Annotated in this window: 11 protein-coding genes; 9 read left to right on the top strand and 2 right to left on the bottom strand. The window is 54.3% G+C overall.

Features of this window, described 5'->3' with window-relative positions; translation table 11 throughout:
- The first annotated feature begins 58 nt into the window (after positions 1-58).
- From asd to glgP, 6 genes are all read left to right on the top strand, one after another.
- Positions 59-1165: an aspartate-semialdehyde dehydrogenase gene (gene asd, locus N7268_RS04090; RefSeq protein ID WP_198907057.1), complete on the top strand. Its 1107-nt coding sequence runs from the start codon at positions 59-61 to the stop codon at positions 1163-1165.
- 313 nt (positions 1166-1478) lie between these two features.
- The gene (glgB, locus tag N7268_RS04085; protein WP_260861865.1) at positions 1479-3662 is read left to right on the top strand and encodes a 1,4-alpha-glucan branching enzyme; all 2184 of its coding nucleotides are present in this window, start codon (positions 1479-1481) and stop codon (positions 3660-3662) included.
- Positions 3662-5638: a glycogen debranching protein GlgX gene (gene glgX / locus N7268_RS04080; protein ID WP_260861864.1), complete on the top strand. Its 1977-nt coding sequence runs from the start codon at positions 3662-3664 to the stop codon at positions 5636-5638. Before glgB ends, glgX begins: the two co-directional genes overlap by 1 nt.
- A gap of 13 nt (positions 5639-5651) precedes the next feature.
- Entirely contained in the window at positions 5652-6947 is a 1296-nt protein-coding gene (glgC, locus tag N7268_RS04075) for a glucose-1-phosphate adenylyltransferase (protein ID WP_198907060.1), read from the top strand.
- Positions 6947-8380, top strand: a complete 1434-nt coding sequence (gene glgA, locus N7268_RS04070) for a glycogen synthase GlgA (protein WP_260861863.1) — start codon at positions 6947-6949, stop codon at positions 8378-8380. Before glgC ends, glgA begins: the two co-directional genes overlap by 1 nt.
- Positions 8381-8399: 19 nt before the next feature.
- On the top strand, positions 8400-10847 hold the full coding sequence (gene glgP, locus N7268_RS04065; protein ID WP_260861862.1) for a glycogen phosphorylase: 2448 nt from the start codon (positions 8400-8402) through the stop codon (positions 10845-10847).
- Positions 10848-10914: 67 nt separating this feature from the next.
- On the opposite strand, the gene glpD is transcribed toward glgP, so the two are convergent.
- Positions 10915-12423 (bottom strand): glycerol-3-phosphate dehydrogenase, encoded by a 1509-nt coding sequence (glpD, locus tag N7268_RS04060; protein ID WP_260861861.1) that lies wholly within the window; start codon positions 12421-12423, stop codon positions 10915-10917.
- 191 nt (positions 12424-12614) lie between these two features.
- On the opposite strand from glpD, the gene glpE reads away from it, so the two are divergent.
- The 3 genes from glpE to N7268_RS04045 all read left to right on the top strand — a co-directional run bounded on the left by glpE (position 12615) and on the right by N7268_RS04045 (position 14797).
- The gene (glpE, locus tag N7268_RS04055; RefSeq protein WP_045448476.1) at positions 12615-12941 is read left to right on the top strand and encodes a thiosulfate sulfurtransferase GlpE; all 327 of its coding nucleotides are present in this window, start codon (positions 12615-12617) and stop codon (positions 12939-12941) included.
- Positions 12942-13046: 105 nt separating this feature from the next.
- Positions 13047-13877 carry a rhomboid family intramembrane serine protease GlpG gene (glpG, locus tag N7268_RS04050; protein WP_260861860.1) on the top strand — a complete coding sequence of 277 codons (831 nt, stop codon included), beginning with the start codon at positions 13047-13049 and terminating at the stop codon, positions 13875-13877.
- Positions 13878-14038: 161 nt separating this feature from the next.
- Positions 14039-14797, top strand: a complete 759-nt coding sequence (locus N7268_RS04045; protein WP_260861859.1) for a DeoR/GlpR family transcriptional regulator — start codon at positions 14039-14041, stop codon at positions 14795-14797.
- Between the two features lie 44 nt (positions 14798-14841).
- Here N7268_RS04045 and malT read toward each other — a convergent pair whose 3' ends face one another.
- Positions 14842-17547, bottom strand: a complete 2706-nt coding sequence (malT, locus tag N7268_RS04040) for an HTH-type transcriptional regulator MalT (protein ID WP_260861858.1) — start codon at positions 17545-17547, stop codon at positions 14842-14844.
- Positions 17548-17865: the final 318 nt, after the last annotated feature.

Genomic DNA, 17865 nt, shown 5'->3' with positions numbered 1-17865 from the left:
GACCAGTCGGATACTGGTGTAGCATACACAGCACACATCTCTGCAGGAAAAAAACGCTATGAAAAATGTTGGTTTTATCGGCTGGCGCGGTATGGTCGGCTCTGTACTCATGCAACGCATGGTAGAAGAACGCGACTTCGACGCCATTCGCCCTGTTTTCTTTTCTACTTCCCAGCTCGGGCAGGCGGCACCGACGTTTGGTGGCACCTCCACCGGCATGCTGCAGGATGCTTTTGATCTGGAAGCGCTGAAAGCGCTCGACATCATTGTGACCTGTCAGGGCGGCGATTATACCAACGAAATCTATCCAAAGCTTCGTGAAAGCGGTTGGCAGGGTTACTGGATTGACGCGGCCTCTTCGCTGCGCATGAAAGACGATGCCATCATTATTCTCGATCCGGTTAACCAGGATGTGATTACCGACGGCCTGAACAAAGGCATTAAGACCTTTGTCGGCGGTAACTGCACAGTGAGCCTGATGCTGATGTCACTCGGCGGCCTGTTTGCCCATGACCTGGTTGACTGGGTTTCTGTGGCAACCTACCAGGCGGCTTCCGGCGGTGGTGCGCGTCACATGCGTGAACTGCTGTCCCAGATGGGCCATCTGTATAGCCATGTGGCCGATGAACTGGCTACCCCGTCTTCTGCTATCCTCGACATCGAACGTAAAGTGACAACCCTGTCCCGCAGCGGTGAACTGCCGGTTGATAACTTTGGCGTACCGCTGGCGGGTAGCCTGATTCCGTGGATCGACAAACAGCTCGATAACGGTCAGAGCCGCGAAGAATGGAAAGGTCAGGCGGAAACCAACAAGATTCTCAACACCTCTTCGGTGATCCCGGTGGATGGTCTGTGCGTACGCGTCGGCGCGCTGCGCTGCCACAGCCAGGCGTTCACCATTAAACTGAAAAAAGATGTGTCTATTCCGACCGTGGAAGAACTGCTGGCCGCTCACAATCCGTGGGCAAAAGTGGTACCAAACGATCGGGATATCACTATGCGTGAGTTAACCCCAGCGGCTGTTACCGGCACGTTGACCACGCCAGTTGGCCGTCTGCGTAAGCTGAATATGGGACCTGAGTTCCTGTCAGCCTTTACCGTGGGCGACCAGCTGCTTTGGGGGGCTGCTGAGCCACTGCGCCGCATGCTGCGCCAGCTGGCGTAATGATGGATGGCCTGATGACGCTACGTTCATCAGGCCGATACAATTTGTCGTTAAACAATGGGTGCTGAGTCGCCCTTTTTTTTGCGTAATACAGGAGTAAGCGCAGATGTTTCATTTTTTACCGGGAGTAAGATAAAGCATTGGCTATTCTTTAAGGGTGACTTAATACCGGAGGTATTAAGTTGTTGCCTGAAAGTGGGACGACGCAGAGAGGATGCACAATTGTGCTGCGCCGTTCAGGTCAAAAAAAGTGTCGCTGCCTGATGTCGAAAATCAGTTGGAAGGGGTGACACCATAAAACAGGATGACAACCATGTCCGTTCGTATCGATAGAGACGTGATTAATGCGCTAATTGCAGGCCATTTTGCGGATCCTTTTTCCGTACTCGGTATGCACCAAACTGAAGCGGGACTTGAAGTCCGCGCCCTATTACCTGACGCCACCGAAGTGTGGGTGATCGAACCCAAAACCGGACGCAAAGTCGGCAAGCTGGATTGCCTCGACTCTCGCGGTTTTTTCTGTGCAGTACTTCCCCGTCGTAAAAATTTCTTTCGCTATCAGCTGGCGGTTGTCTGGCATGGACAGCAGAATCTGATTGATGATCCTTACCGTTTTGGTCCTCTGATTCAGGATATGGATGCCTGGTTACTGTCAGAAGGCACCCACCTGCGTCCGTATGAAACGCTGGGTGCTCATGCCGATACCATGGACGGTGTAACCGGTACGCGTTTCTCCGTCTGGGCGCCGAACGCACAGCGAGTCTCGGTGGTTGGGCAATTCAACTACTGGGATGGTCGCCGCCACCCGATGCGCCTGCGTAAAGAGAGTGGTATCTGGGAGCTGTTTATCCCCGGCGCACAGCATGGTCAGCTGTACAAATACGAGATGATCGATGCTAACGGTAAGCTGAGAATTAAAGCCGATCCTTACGCTTTCGAAGCGCAAATGCGCCCGGAGACAGCGTCACTCATCTGCGGCTTGCCGGAAAAAGTGGTGCAAACCGAGGAGCGCAAAAAAGCCAACCAGTTTGATGCGCCGATCTCTATCTATGAAGTCCATCTTGGCTCCTGGCGTCGCCATACGGACAATAATTTTTGGCTGAGCTACCGCGAACTGGCGGATCAGCTGATTCCCTACGTGAAGTGGATGGGCTTTACCCATCTCGAACTGCTGCCCATTAACGAGCATCCGTTTGATGGAAGCTGGGGTTACCAGCCGACGGGGATGTACGCGCCGACGCGTCGTTTCGGTACGCGCGATGACTTTCGCTATTTTGTAAATGCCGCGCATCAGGCGGGGCTGAACGTCATTCTCGACTGGGTGCCGGGCCATTTTCCGTCCGACGACTTTGGGTTGGCCGAATTTGACGGCACCAAATTGTATGAGCATAGCGACCCGCGCGAAGGGTATCACCAGGACTGGAATACGCTGATCTACAACTATGGTCGCCGTGAAGTCAGCAACTATCTGGTGGGCAATGCCCTGTACTGGATTGAACGTTTTGGCATTGACGCGCTACGCGTGGATGCCGTGGCATCGATGATTTATCGCGATTACAGCCGCAAAGAAGGGGAATGGGTTCCTAACGAATTTGGCGGTCGCGAAAACCTCGAAGCCATCGAGTTTTTGCGTAATACCAACCGTATTCTGGGCGAGCAGTCTCCCGGCGCGGTGAGCATGGCGGAAGAGTCTACAGACTTTGCCGGTGTATCCAGACCGCAGGATATGGGCGGCCTGGGGTTCTGGTACAAGTGGAACCTCGGCTGGATGCACGACACGCTCGACTACATGAAGCTGGATCCGGTTTATCGTCAGTATCACCACGATAAGCTGACCTTCGGCATGCTGTACAATTACACCGAAAACTTTGTCCTGCCGCTGTCACATGACGAAGTGGTTCATGGCAAGAAATCGATTCTCGACCGCATGCCGGGCGATGCATGGCAGAAGTTTGCCAATCTTCGCGCCTACTATGGCTGGATGTGGGCCTTCCCCGGTAAGAAACTGCTGTTTATGGGCAATGAGTTTGCGCAGGGACGGGAATGGAACCACGACGCCAGCCTCGACTGGCATTTGCTGGAAGGGGGCGATAACTGGCACCACGGCGTACAACGTCTGGTGCGCGATCTGAACCACACCTACCGCCACCATAAAGCGCTGCACGAACTGGATTTTGACGGGTATGGATTCGAATGGCTGGTGGTGGACGACAACGCACGTTCGGTGCTGATTTTTGTTCGCCGGGACAAAGCGGGCAACGAAATTATTGTCGCCAGTAACTTTACGCCTGTACCCCGCCACGGCTACCGATTCGGCATCAATCAGCCAGGCAAGTGGCGTGAGATCCTCAACACAGACTCTATGCATTATCACGGTAGCAATACCGGTAACGGCGGCGCGGTGCACAGCGATGAAATCGCCAGCCACGGTCGCCAGCATTCATTGAGCCTCACGCTGCCGCCGCTGGCAACGATCTGGCTGGTGCGGGAGGGGTGATGACGCAACCGGCAACCGGCAACGCCACCCCCCATGGCGCAACCTATGACGGCCATGGCGTCAATTTCACACTGTTTTCTGCCCACGCCGAGCGCGTCGAGTTATGCGTATTTGATGAGCAAGGCTGCGAATGCCGCTATGACCTGCCGGGGCGTAGCGGCGATGTCTGGCATGGCTATCTGGCCGATGCCAGGCCTGGCCTGCGTTATGGTTATCGGGTGCATGGGCCGTGGCAGCCCCGTCAGGGGCATCGCTTTAACCCGGCGAAACTGCTGATTGACCCTTATGCGCGTCGGGTAGAAGGCGAATTGAAAGATAACCCACTGCTGCACGGTGGCGATGACGAGCCGGATCATCATGATAACGCGGCGATTGCCCTCAAATGCGTGGTGGTGTCCGACCATTATGACTGGGAGGACGATACGCCACCGCGCACACCGTGGGGAAACACGGTGATTTACGAAGCGCATGTCAAAGGGTTGACGTATCTGCACCCCGAGATCCCGGAAGCGATCCGCGGGACATACCAGGCGCTCGGTCATCCGGTCATGATCGACTATTTCAAACGCCTCGGCATTACCGCCCTGGAGCTGCTGCCGGTGGCGCATTTCGCCAGCGAACCGCGTCTTCAGCGGCTGGGTCTGTCGAACTACTGGGGTTACAACCCGGTGGCGATGTTCGCACTGCACCCGGCCTATGCCCATACGCCGGAGCGCGCGCTTGATGAGTTTCGTGATGCGGTGAAAGCGCTGCACAAAGCGGGCATTGAGGTCATTCTCGATATTGTCCTGAATCACAGCGCTGAGCTGGATCTCGAGGGGCCGGTCTTCTCGCTGCGCGGAATTGATAACCGTAGCTATTATTGGATTAGGGAAGACGGTGATTACTACAACTGGACCGGCTGTGGTAACACCCTCAATCTGAGCCATCCCGGCGTGGTGGAATATGCCTGTGAATGCCTGCGTTATTGGGTTGAAACCTGCCATGTGGATGGTTTTCGTTTTGATTTAGCCTCCGTTATGGGACGCACACCTGCGTTTCGTCAGGATGCGCCGCTGTTTATTGCGATCCAAAACTGTCCGCTGCTCTCACGCGTCAAGCTGATTGCAGAGCCGTGGGATATCGGTGAGGGCGGTTATCAGGTGGGGAATTTCCCACCGCTGTTTGCCGAGTGGAATGACCATTTCCGCGATGCGAGCCGACGCTTCTGGCTGCAGCGTAATCTCTCATTAGGGGAGTTTGCCGGGCGTTTTGCGGCATCCAGCGACATGTTTAAGCGCAATGGTCGCCACCCCAGCGCCACGGTCAATCTGGTGACGGCGCATGATGGTTTTACGCTACGTGACTGTGTGTGCTTCACAAATAAGCACAATGAAGCGAACGGCGAGGAAAATCGGGACGGCACCAGCAATAACTACAGTGACAATCATGGTAAAGAAGGATTAGGCGGCACGCTGGACATCATTGAACGGCGGCGCGACAGCATTCATGCCTTGTTAACGACGCTGTTGCTCTCTCAGGGGACGCCGATGTTGCTGGCGGGCGATGAGCATGGTCATAGCCAGCACGGCAACAATAACGCTTACTGCCAGGACAACGCCTTAACCTGGCTGGACTGGCAGCAGGCAAACAGTGGGTTAACCACGTTTACCGCTGCCTTGATTCATCTTCGCCGGCAGATCCCCGCGTTAACAGACGATCGCTGGTGGGAAGAAGGTGATGGCAACGTCCGTTGGTTGAACAAAAATGCACACCCCTTAAGTGCGGATGAGTGGCAAAACGGGCCGAAGCAGATGCAAATCCTGCTTTCAGCGCGTTTTCTGATTGCGATGAACGCCACGCTTGAGGTGACAGATATCGTTTTACCTGAAGGGGAATGGCACGCCATTCCTCCATTTGCCGGAGAGGATAATCCGGTGCTTACGGCTGTCTGGCAGGGACCTGCGCACGGACTGTGTGTGTTCCAGAGAAGATAAAAAGGAGTTAGTCATGGTGAGTTTAGAGAAGAACGATCGTGTAATGTTGGCGCGCCAGCTGCCATTAAAATCTGTTGCCCTGATCCTGGCCGGTGGCCGTGGTACCCGCCTGAAAGATTTAACCAACAAACGTGCCAAACCTGCCGTGCACTTTGGCGGTAAGTTCCGCATTATCGATTTTGCTTTATCCAACTGTATTAACTCCGGGATCCGCCGTATTGGCGTGATCACGCAGTATCAGTCGCACACGCTGGTACAGCATATTCAGCGCGGCTGGTCATTCTTCAGCGAAGAGATGAACGAGTTTGTCGATCTGCTGCCCGCCCAGCAAAGAATGCAGGGTGAAAACTGGTATCGCGGAACGGCGGATGCGGTCACCCAAAACCTGGACATCATTCGACGCTATAAAGCGGAATATGTGGTGATCCTCGCGGGCGATCATATCTACAAACAGGATTACTCGCGCATGCTGATCGATCACGTCGAGAAGGGCGCGCGTTGCACCGTCGCCTGTATGCCGGTGCCTATCGAAGAAGCCAGCGCATTTGGTGTGATGGACGTCGACGACAGCGACAAGATTATTGAGTTTGTCGAAAAACCGGCAAATCCGCCAGCCATGCCAAACGATCCGACAAAATCCCTCGCCAGTATGGGGATCTACGTTTTCGACGCCGACTATCTCTATGAATTACTGGCAGAAGATGACCTGGATGAAAACTCAAGTCACGACTTCGGCAAAGATATCATCCCGAAAATTACCGAAGCTGGCATGGCTTATGCACATCCTTTCCCATTGTCCTGCGTACAGTCCGACCCGGAATCTGAGCCGTACTGGCGTGATGTTGGGACGCTGGAAGCCTACTGGAAAGCTAACCTCGACCTGGCTTCAGTCACCCCGGAACTGGACATGTATGACCAGGACTGGCCCATCCGCACGCATATGGAATCACTGCCGCCCGCGAAGTTCGTGCAGGACCGTTCTGGCAGCCACGGCATGACGCTGAACTCGCTGGTTTCCGGCGGCTGTATTATTTCCGGTTCGGTGGTGGTGCAGTCAGTTCTGTTCCCGCGGGTGCGGGTGAATTCATTCTGTAACATTGATTCGGCAGTGTTGTTACCTGAAGTATGGGTTGGACGTTCATGCCGCTTGCGTCGTTGCATCATCGACCGCGCCTGCGTGATCCCGGAAGGGATGGTGATTGGTGAAAACGCGGAAGAAGATGCGCGTCGTTTCTACCGTTCAGAGGAAGGCATTGTGCTGGTCACGCGTGAAATGCTGCGCAAACTGCAGATCAAACAGGAGCGATAATGCAGGTTTTACACGTATGTTCAGAGATGTTCCCCCTGTTAAAAACCGGGGGACTGGCGGATGTTATTGGCGCATTACCCGCAGCGCAAATTGCGGACGGTGTGGATGCCCGCGTGCTGCTCCCGGCCTTTCCCGATATCCGTCGCGGCATTCCTGATGCTCAGGTTGTGACGCGTCGGGATACGTTTGCCGGCAGGATCACGCTGCTGTTCGGGCATTACAACGGCGTCGGCATTTACCTGATTGACGCGCCGCATCTCTACGACCGTCCTGGTAGCCCGTATCACGACACTAACCTGTTTGCGTACACCGATAACGTACAGCGTTTTGCATTGCTGGGGTGGGTCGGATGTGAAATGGCCTGCGGTCTTGACCCATTCTGGCGCCCGGATGTGGTGCATGCGCACGACTGGCATGCCGGGCTGGCACCCGCGTATCTGGCGGCGCGCGGCCATCCGGCGAAATCAGTGTTTACCGTACACAACCTGGCGTATCAAGGCATGTTTTATGCAAAGCATATGGATGACATCCAATTGCCATGGTCCTTCTTTAATGTGCACGGTCTGGAATTTAACGGGCAGATCTCTTTCCTGAAGGCAGGGCTGTACTACGCCGACCATATTACGGCGGTGAGCCCGACCTATGCGCGGGAAATTACGGAACCGCAGTTTGCCTACGGAATGGAAGGATTATTGCAGCAGCGTCATCGCGAAGGACGTCTTTCCGGCGTGCTGAACGGCGTCGATGAAAATATCTGGAGCCCGGAAACCGATCTGCTGCTGGCATCGCGTTACACGCGCGACACGCTGGAAGATAAAGCAGAGAACAAGCGCCAGCTACAAATTGCGATGGGACTTAAGGTTAACGATAAAGTGCCGCTGTTTGCTGTAGTGAGCCGCCTGACCAGCCAGAAAGGGTTGGATCTGGTGCTGGAAGCGCTGCCGGGGCTGTTAGAGCAGGGTGGACAGCTGGCGTTGCTCGGCGCGGGCGATCCGGTGTTGCAGGAAGGTTTCCTGGCCGCAGCGGCGGAACACCCAGGCCAGGTGGGGGTGCAGATTGGCTATCACGAAGCTTTCTCGCACCGCATTATGGGGGGCGCCGACGTGATTCTGGTTCCCAGTCGCTTTGAGCCGTGTGGCCTAACGCAATTGTATGGATTGAAGTACGGCACGTTGCCGCTGGTGCGGCGCACCGGTGGGCTGGCTGATACGGTGTCTGACAGTTCGCTGGAGAACCTGGCGGACGGCATCGCCAGTGGGTTTGTATTTGAAGATAGTAATGCCTGGTCGCTGCTACGCACGATCCGGCGTGCTTTCGTATTGTGGTCCCGGCCTTCGCTTTGGCGGTTCGTGCAACGCCAGGCCATGACCATGGATTTTAGCTGGCAAGTCGCGGCGAAGTCTTACCGTGAGCTTTACTATCGCTTGAAATAGATATCCAGGAATCACCTATATGAATGCTCCATTTACTTATGCATCGCCCACACTCAGCGTCGAGGCTCTGAAACATTCCATCGCCTACAAGCTGATGTTCACGATTGGCAAAGACCCGGTCATTGCCAATAAACATGAGTGGCTTAACGCCACGTTGTTCGCGGTGCGCGATCGCCTCGTGGAGCGCTGGTTGCGTTCTAATCGTGCGCAATTGTCCCAGGAAACTCGCCAGGTTTATTACCTGTCGATGGAGTTTCTGATCGGCCGCACGCTTTCCAATGCCATGTTATCGTTGGGAATTTATGACGATGTGAAAAATGCGCTGGAAGGTATGGGTCTGGATCTCGAAGACCTGATCGACGAAGAAAATGACCCGGGCCTCGGTAACGGTGGTCTCGGGCGTCTGGCGGCCTGCTTCCTGGATTCCCTGGCGACGTTAGGGCTGCCGGGACGCGGCTACGGTATTCGCTATGACTACGGCATGTTCAAACAGAACATTGTCGATGGCCGACAGAAAGAGTCACCGGATTATTGGCTGGAATATGGCAACCCGTGGGAGTTCAAACGCCACAATACGCGCTACAAAGTGCGCTTTGGCGGCCGTATTCAGCAGGAAGGTAAGAAAACGCGCTGGATCGAGACCGAAGAGATCCTGGCGGTGGCTTATGACCAGATTATCCCGGGTTACGACACCGATGCGACCAACACGTTGCGTCTGTGGAGCGCTCAGGCCAGCAGCGAAATTAACCTCGGTAAATTTAATCAGGGCGACTACTTCGCGGCGGTGGAAGATAAAAACCACTCCGAGAACGTGTCCCGCGTGCTGTACCCGGACGATTCCACCTACTCGGGGCGCGAGCTGCGGCTGCGTCAGGAATACTTCCTGGTCTCCTCCACGGTGCAGGACATCCTGAGTCGTCATTACCAACTGCACAAAACCTACAATAACCTGGCCGATAAAATTGCCATCCACCTTAACGACACCCATCCGGTGCTGTCGATCCCGGAGCTGATGCGCCTGCTGATCGATGAGCACAAATTTAGCTGGGACGACGCGTTTGAGGTCTGCTGCCAGGTCTTCTCTTACACCAACCATACGCTGATGAGCGAAGCGCTGGAAACCTGGCCGGTGGATATGCTGGGCAAAATTCTGCCGCGCCATCTGCAAATCATCTTTGAGATCAACGACTACTTCCTGAAGACGTTGCAGGAACAGTATCCCAATGATACCGGTCTGCTGGGGCGGACGTCGATCATCGATGAATCCAACGGTCGTCGCGTGCGTATGGCATGGCTGGCTGTGGTGGTGAGCCACAAGGTTAACGGTGTTTCAGAGCTGCATTCCAACCTGATGGTGCAGTCGTTGTTTGCTGATTTTGCGAAGATTTTCCCAACGCGCTTCTGCAACGTGACCAACGGCGTGACGCCGCGTCGCTGGCTGGCGCTGGCGAACCCGTCGCTCTCCGATGTACTGGATGAGAATATTGGCCGTACCTGGCGAACCGATCTCAGTCAGTTAAGTGAACTTGAGCAGCACTGTGATTACCCGCTGGTGAATCACGCGGTGCGTCAGGCGAAACTGGAGAATAAAAAACGGTTGGCTGCGCTCATCGCCCAGCAGCTTAACGTGGTGGTGAACCCGAAATCGCTGTTTGATGTGCAGATCAAGCGTATTCACGAGTACAAACGCCAGTTGATGAATGTGCTGCATGTGATCACGCGCTACAACCGCATTAAGGACGACCCTGAGGCCGAGTGGGTACCGCGTGTGAATATCTTCGCCGGTAAAGCGGCGTCGGCCTATTACATGGCGAAACACATTATCCACCTGATTAACGATGTGGCTAAAGTGATCAACAACGATCCGCAGATTGGCGACAAACTGAAGGTGGTGTTCATCCCGAACTACAGCGTCAGCCTGGCGCAGGTGATCATTCCTGCCGCCGACCTGTCTGAGCAAATTTCTCTGGCCGGGACGGAAGCCTCCGGGACCAGTAACATGAAATTTGCGCTGAACGGCGCGCTGACCATCGGTACGCTGGACGGTGCCAACGTCGAGATGCTGGAGCATGTGGGTGCAGAGAATATCTTTATCTTTGGTAATACAGCGGAAGAGGTGGAAGCCTTACGCAGGAAAGGCTACAAACCGCGTGAATATTACGAGAAAGATGAAGAACTGCATCAGGTTCTGACGCAAATTGGCAGCGGCGTCTTCAGTCCTGAGGAGCCGGGGCGCTATCGTGATTTGGTGGACTCGCTCATCAACTTTGGTGACCATTACCAGGTGCTGGCGGATTATCGCAGCTATGTGGACTGCCAGGATAAGGTTGATGAACTGTATGGTCGCCCGGAAGAGTGGACCACGAAGTCGATGATTAACATCGCTAACATGGGTTATTTCTCATCCGACAGAACAATCAAAGAATACGCCGAAAGCATCTGGCATATTGATTCCGTGCGATTGTAATTGCGGTTGCCATAAAGAAAGGCCCGGTAGCGTTACCGGGCCTTTTTGCTCTCTGTCGGTCTCTTTCTTACGATGCCAGTGAAAGCTGGTGCTTTTCCACGTATTCAGCCAGCCACTGGGTCATACGGGACTGCTGCTCGGCGTTAAGCCACATGCCTTCTTTCGTACGACGCCACAGGGCATCGTCGGCACGGCGTACCCATTCGTGATCGACCAGATACTTCAGCTCCGCAGCGTAGAACTCATGACCGAAGTCTTCACCCAGTTGTTCAAGTGAGGTCGCTTCGCCGAGGATCCATTCGGTGTTACTGCCATAGGTACGTGAATAATGACGCGCCAGCGACTCGGTCAGGAATGGATAACGGCGGCGCAGTTTTGCCGCGTAATCTTCACGGTCACCGCCAATGTCGCCACCCGGCAGGGTGCACTCTTTGGTCCATGCCGGGCCGATCCCCTGATAGTACGACGACAGTTTTTCCATCGCGTGCTCCGCCAGCTTACGGTAGGTCGTCAGCTTGCCGCCAAAGACGGAGAGCAGCGGCGCTTTGCCATTTTCGTCGTGGATATCCAGCGTGTAATCACGGGTGATGGCCTGCGGAGAGTCGGACTCGTCATCGCACAGCGGACGTACGCCTGAGTAGGTCCAGACGATGTCGTCACGACCGAGTTGTTTCTTAAAGTGTGCGTTGTAGACCTTCAACAGATAATTGATTTCACTCTCATCAATTTTCACGGCTTTCGGGGAGCCTTTGTACTCGACGTCGGTGGTCCCGATAATCGAGAACTCATCCATCCACGGGATAACGAAAACAATACGTTTGTCTTCGTTTTGCAGGATGTAAGCCTGTTTCTGGGTATGTACGCGCGGTACCACAATGTGGCTGCCTTTGATCAGGCGGATACCGTATGGCGATGGCAAGTGCATGCCCTCGTCGAAGAACTCTTTTACCCACGGCCCTGTGGCGTTGACCAGACCGCGCGCCTGCCAGGTGTACTTTTTACCGGTATCGATATCTTCTGCTTCGACAATCCACAGACCGTTTTCGCGGCGTGCGGAGGTGGCGCGGGTACGGGTTAAGACTTCCCCACCTTTGCGCACCACCATCTGGGCGTTTGCCAGAACCAGACGCGCATCGTCAACCCAGCAGTCAGAATATTCGAAACCGCGCACAATCTCGGGTTTCATCACAGAATCTGCGCCAAAACGCAAACCGGTTGAACCTGGCAAACTGGTGCGTTTGCCCAGGTGATCGTACATAAACAGACCAATACGGATCATCCAGGCCGGACGCAGGTGCGGGCGATGGGGCAGACGAAAGCGCATTGGGAAGGCAATATGTGGCGCCATTTTCAACAGCACTTCACGTTCGGCCAGCGCTTCGCTTACCAGGCGAAACTCGTAGTGTTCCAGGTAGCGCAGGCCACCGTGGATGAGTTTGGAGCTGGCGGAGGAGGTCGCACAGGCTAAATCTTGCGCTTCCAGCATCAGCACGGATAAACCGCGTCCAGCGGCATCTGCCGCGATACCGGCACCGTTGATGCCTCCACCTATCACAATCAGATCTTTGGTTTCCATGCTGGCCTCTTGCACTTTCGTTATAGCTCAATAATGTTCGTTATCGAGCATAATAGCAAAGAATCGCGCCATTGGTAACATCGGATAAACAATTTACAGTGATACATATAACATTATGGCGTTTACCTGTACTGGCAACGTACACTGGTGGGTACTATTGGTTACCTGCGCAAAAAGAAAAAGAGAGCACCATGGATCAGTTTGAATGTATCAATGTCGAAGAAGCCCATCAGAAATTACTGCACGGAATGGCGGTGTTGGTGGATATCCGCGATCCGCAAAGTTACGCAATGGGCCATGCGCCTCAGGCGTTTCATCTGACGAACGACACGCTGGGGTCATTTATGCGTGACCACGATTTTGATACCGCCGTGATGGTGATGTGTTACCACGGTAACAGCAGTAAAGGTGCGGCGCAGTACCTGCTGCAGCAGGGCTATGATGCGGTTTACAGCGTTGATGGCGGTTTTGATGCCTGGCATCGACATTTTCCGGCAGAAGTGGCGTTTGGTTCGTAAGCGATACCCTGCAGTGTGAATCCGGCCGGGTATAACAAAGATGCAGCCTGAAACGAGCAGGGTATATATACTGTCCTCTTTTGTGTGGAATAAGCGACAGCAACAATGTTGATGATTACCTCTTTTGCTAACCCCCGCGTGGCGCAGGCATTTGTTGATTACATGGCGACCCAGGGCGTTATTCTGACGATTCAACAACATCACCAAACGGATGTCTGGCTCGCGGATGAGTCCCAGGCCGAACGTGTGCAGGCTGAGCTGGCCCGTTTTCTGGAAAATCCGGGAGACCCGCGTTATCTGGCCGCCAGCTGGCAATCGGGTCAGACAGGCAGCGGTCTGCGCTATCAACGTTTTCCATTTCTTGCCACGCTGCGCGAGCGTGCCGGTCCGGTGACCTGGGTGGTGATGGCAGCGTGCGTGCTGGTGTTTATCGCCATGAACGTTGTGGGCGATCAGACGGTCATGTTATGGCTGGCGTGGCCGTTTGACCCAACGCTGAAATTTGAATTCTGGCGTTATTTCACCCACGCTTTTATGCACTTCTCACTGATGCATATTCTGTTCAACCTGCTGTGGTGGTGGTATCTGGGCGGGGCGGTAGAAAAACGTCTGGGCAGCGGGAAGCTCATCGTTATTACCGTTATCAGCGCGCTGCTGAGCGGTTATGTGCAGCAAAAATTTAGCGGCCCGTGGTTTGGCGGGTTGTCCGGTGTGGTCTATGCCCTGATGGGCTATGTATGGCTGCGCGGCGAGCGCGATCCGCAAAGTGGCATTTTCTTGCAGCGCGGTTTGATCATTTTTGCTTTGATTTGGATTGTTGCTGGCTGGTTTGATTTGTTCGGCATGTCGATGGCGAACGGCGCGCATATCGCCGGGCTGGCCGTCGGTCTGGCAATGGCATTTGTTGATACTATTCATGTGCGAAAACGAATGTAGAAATCCGCCTACAGGCTATCTTATTTGCCCGTGTGAGCTTGGGCAGTGCTCGAAATCCTCACGTACCGTAAGTACGCTGCGGTTTCTGCGCGCTGGCCATGCCCAAACGGCCTGCAACGATAACGCCTGATAGACGAATTCTAAATTTTCAGGGAACAATAATGAAGCAAACACAACGACATGACGCGATCATTGAACTGGTAAAAAAACAGGGATACGTCAGCACCGAGGAGCTGGTGGAACATTTCTCCGTCAGCCCGCAGACGATTCGTCGGGATCTTAACGATCTGGCCGATCAGAACATGATTTTGCGCCACCATGGCGGCGCGGCGTTGCCATCCAGCTCGGTCAACACCCCGTGGCATGACCGTAAAGCGACGCAGACAGCGGAAAAAGAGCGTATTGCCCGTAAGGTGGCCACGCAGATCCCTAACGGTTCCACGCTGTTTATTGATATTGGCACAACGCCGGAAGCGGTGGCGCATGCGCTGCTGAATCACAGTAACTTGCGCATTGTGACCAACAACCTCAATGTGGCCAACACGCTGATGGCGAAAGAGGATTTCCGCATTATTCTCGCTGGTGGCGAGCTTCGTAGTCGTGATGGCGGCATTATGGGCGAAGCGACCCTCGATTTTATCTCTCAGTTCCGCCTGGATTTCGGCATCTTAGGGATTAGCGGCATCGACAGTGATGGCTCATTGCTGGAATTTGATTACCACGAGGTTCGCACCAAACGCGCCATTATTGAAAATTCACGCCACGTGATGCTGGTGGTGGATCATTCGAAGTTTGGGCGTAATGCGATGGTTAACATGGGTAGTATTAGCCTGGTGGATGCCGTCTATACCGACACCTTACCGCCTGCCGGTGTGATGCAGGTGATTGCTGACCACCATATTCAGTTAGAGCTGTGCTAGGTCGTCTGCGGGCCCGGTAAGCTTCAGCGCTACCGGGCAGAACATTACACGCCGTAGCCCATCATCTTCAACAGCCTCTGCGCCTGCTGCACGGCATCCTGGCGGTGCGCGACGCCGAGTTTCTGGTACAAGTTGCGAATATGCGTTTTGATGGTTGTTGCGGCGACGGCCAGCTCTCCGGCGATCTGTTCGTTGCTGTAACCGGAATAAATCAAACCTAAAACCTGCCATTCTCGCTGGGTCAGCGGGCTGGTGCGGATCAGTTCCGGCACGTCCGGGTGAGTCAGCAGACGCTCGACGAAGCCTTCATCAAAGTGGGCGAATTTATGGCGATGGTGCTGGTTAATCTCACGCAAAATACGCTGCGCGCGATGCTGCTCAAGTTCCGGCAGGGTATTGAGTTGAATCAGCTGACGCAACTGCTGCGCCATCGCTTCACCTTCGATAACAAAGTGGCTGATAAACCCGGTGCGGTTCGCTAACTGCAGCGCATCAAGCAACACGCGCTGCGCATCATTTTTGCGTCCGGCCTGCCAGTACAACTGATTGAGAAGCAGGAGGTTACGATTCAGATCGCTCATCAACCGCAGGTTGCGCGCATTTTCGTTTAACTCTTCGAGTACGATTTCGGCGGGCTCAAATTCACCCAATAAAATCTGCGCTCTGGCGATGTTGCGCCACTGGCTTTGCAGGAAGTGGTTATTAGCGAACTCCGGTTTTGGTGTGTGGCGCAGCCAGTTGGCGGCTGAATTTTTGTCGCCGACCATTTGCCAGTAAATGACGCGGACTTTATCGGCATTGGAAATCCAGTCGCTGTGATAATGTCCGTTACCCAGCAGGTTTTCCAGGCGGTTGAGCAGGCTGCGCGCATTATCCAGATCGCCCCGAGCCAGCGAACACTGAACCAGTAACGCCAGGCACTGCAGCTGCTGCTGCGGCTGGAACGTGGAAAGCAGTTCGATGCCGCTGCGAGCAGAGGCTTCGGATTCATCAAGACGTGCCCATGCCCACAACAGTTGCGCCCGGATGCGCACCAGGAACTCGTGCATGGGTAACTGTTCCAGGTGTTGCTCTTTAATCAGCTGGAACGCTTTTTCCTGAGTCTCCCAGGCGGCCTGCAAAAAGCCCTGGGCAAACAAAATCTCACTTTGTTGGATGAGGCTCCAGAGTGCGTAATGCCAGACGTCATGATGGCGCGCCATTTGCTCTGTTTGCTGCATCAAGGACAGCGAGAGCGTGAGGTCGCCTTTACAGTGCAGGACTTCACCGTGCACTGACGTCGCGACAATACGGCTGTAATACCAGGCTATGGGGAGTTCATCCAGCGCCAGTTTTGCCAGACGCTCAGCTTCGTCGGGGTTACCGTCGTTAATCGCCACCTGTGCACGCAGGGCATTAAATTCCGCATGCAGGGTGGTTTCCATATCGCCTTTCATTTCCTGCTCAGCGCGCGCCAGTAGGGTGTTAACTTCACTGTAGCGGTGCTGACTTTGCATCAGCCAGGCCTGTAACAGCACCAGGCGTGGGTTCTCCAGCAGGCTTTCCCACGGCAGGGCTTTTAGCGACTCTTCGAGTAACGCCAGTTCGCTGTGGTTAAACAGCCCCCATGCATGGTTGAGCAGGATATCGCGCAGCATATGGGCGTCGCCTGCCGCCAGCGCATGGTGGATGGCCTCGCTCGGGAAGCCTTGCGCCATCCAGCTTTCTGCGGCGGCGCGGTGGATTTCGGGGAGTTCCGTCGCCAGTTCCCACTGGCAGCGCTGGCGTAAAAAGTTGCCGAACAGCGGGTGATAGCTGAACCATTCGCCGGTGTCATCCATCCGTTGCAGGAACAACCCCTGGCGCTCAATTTCCTCCAGCCGCATTTGACCGTTTTCTTCCCCGGTAACCCGGGCAATCAGCGCATCGTTCATTGAACGCAGAACGGCGCTTTTTAACAGGAAGTGCCGCGTGCCAATGTCCACGCTGTCGAGAACTTCATCGACCAGATAATCGGACAGATGGCTGGCGTTGATTCCGGCAAGGCGTCGTGCCGACTGATGCGCAGAATGATTATTCTGGCGGGCTGAAAGCGCGATCAGCTGTAACGCGGTTGCCCAGCCAGCGACGTCATCGCACATGCGACTGCTTTCCGCCGCTTCGATAGGTGAGGACAAACGACGATCGAAGAACTGTTTGGCTTCCTGATGGTTAAACGCCAGTTGCTGACTGCCTATCTCCAGTAACTGATCGCGCACGCGCAGGTTAGCAATGCCCAGTTGCGGCAAATTACGCGACAGTACGACCAGCGTGAGATTCTCAGGCTGATGGCGAAGGAAGAAACGCATGGCTTCGTGGATGGCCGGATTAGAGATCAGGTGGTAATCATCCACGACCAGATAAAGCGGGCGATGCCACTCGGCCAGTTCAATGAACAGTTGCGCAAAGAGCGAGGTCAGGCTGACGTACTGACGCTTTTGCACCATCGCTTCGCTGGTTGTACAGTGCCCACCGGTCGCCTGCTGGATAGCGGCAATCAGATAGCTGGCAAAGCGCTCCTGCTGGTTATCGCCTTCGTCCAGGGAGTACCAGCCTAATTCATTTTTCCCCGCCGCCCATTGCGAAACGAGCGTTGTTTTTCCATAACCAGCGGGACTTGTTATCAGGGCGAGCCTGAAATTGTTCGCGCCAGAAAGTTTAGCCAACAGGCGCTCACGAACCACCGTATGGTCGAGTCGAACCGGACGACTTAATTTGGACGGAATCAACATAAGCTAGTCACTTCACTGTGTGAAAATAGGGGAAAACGATTTTTTTTGCGCTTCGTAATTAATAGATATAAGGTCGGCCAGAAAGGGCTTTTATGCAAGCTAAGCAGGGTTTTTGTGTGTCTGATTTTGCACTATGTCACAATTTCAAACATCTATTACAGAAATTATGCTTAAATGTCTGAAAGTGCGTGGCGACTGGCTTTGGCGTTATTTTTACGGTATCGAATAATCCCCTTCTTTTTGTATGACAACCCTTTGGATTAATGAAATCGGTGAGTTTTGCGATCGCCGTATAATTTTCCTGTGAAATATCTTAAG

This window comes from Citrobacter sp. Marseille-Q6884 (assembly GCF_945906775.1).
In the GTDB taxonomy this organism is placed as follows: domain Bacteria; phylum Pseudomonadota; class Gammaproteobacteria; order Enterobacterales; family Enterobacteriaceae; genus Citrobacter.
This window is presented reverse-complemented; position numbering and strand designations above follow the sequence as displayed.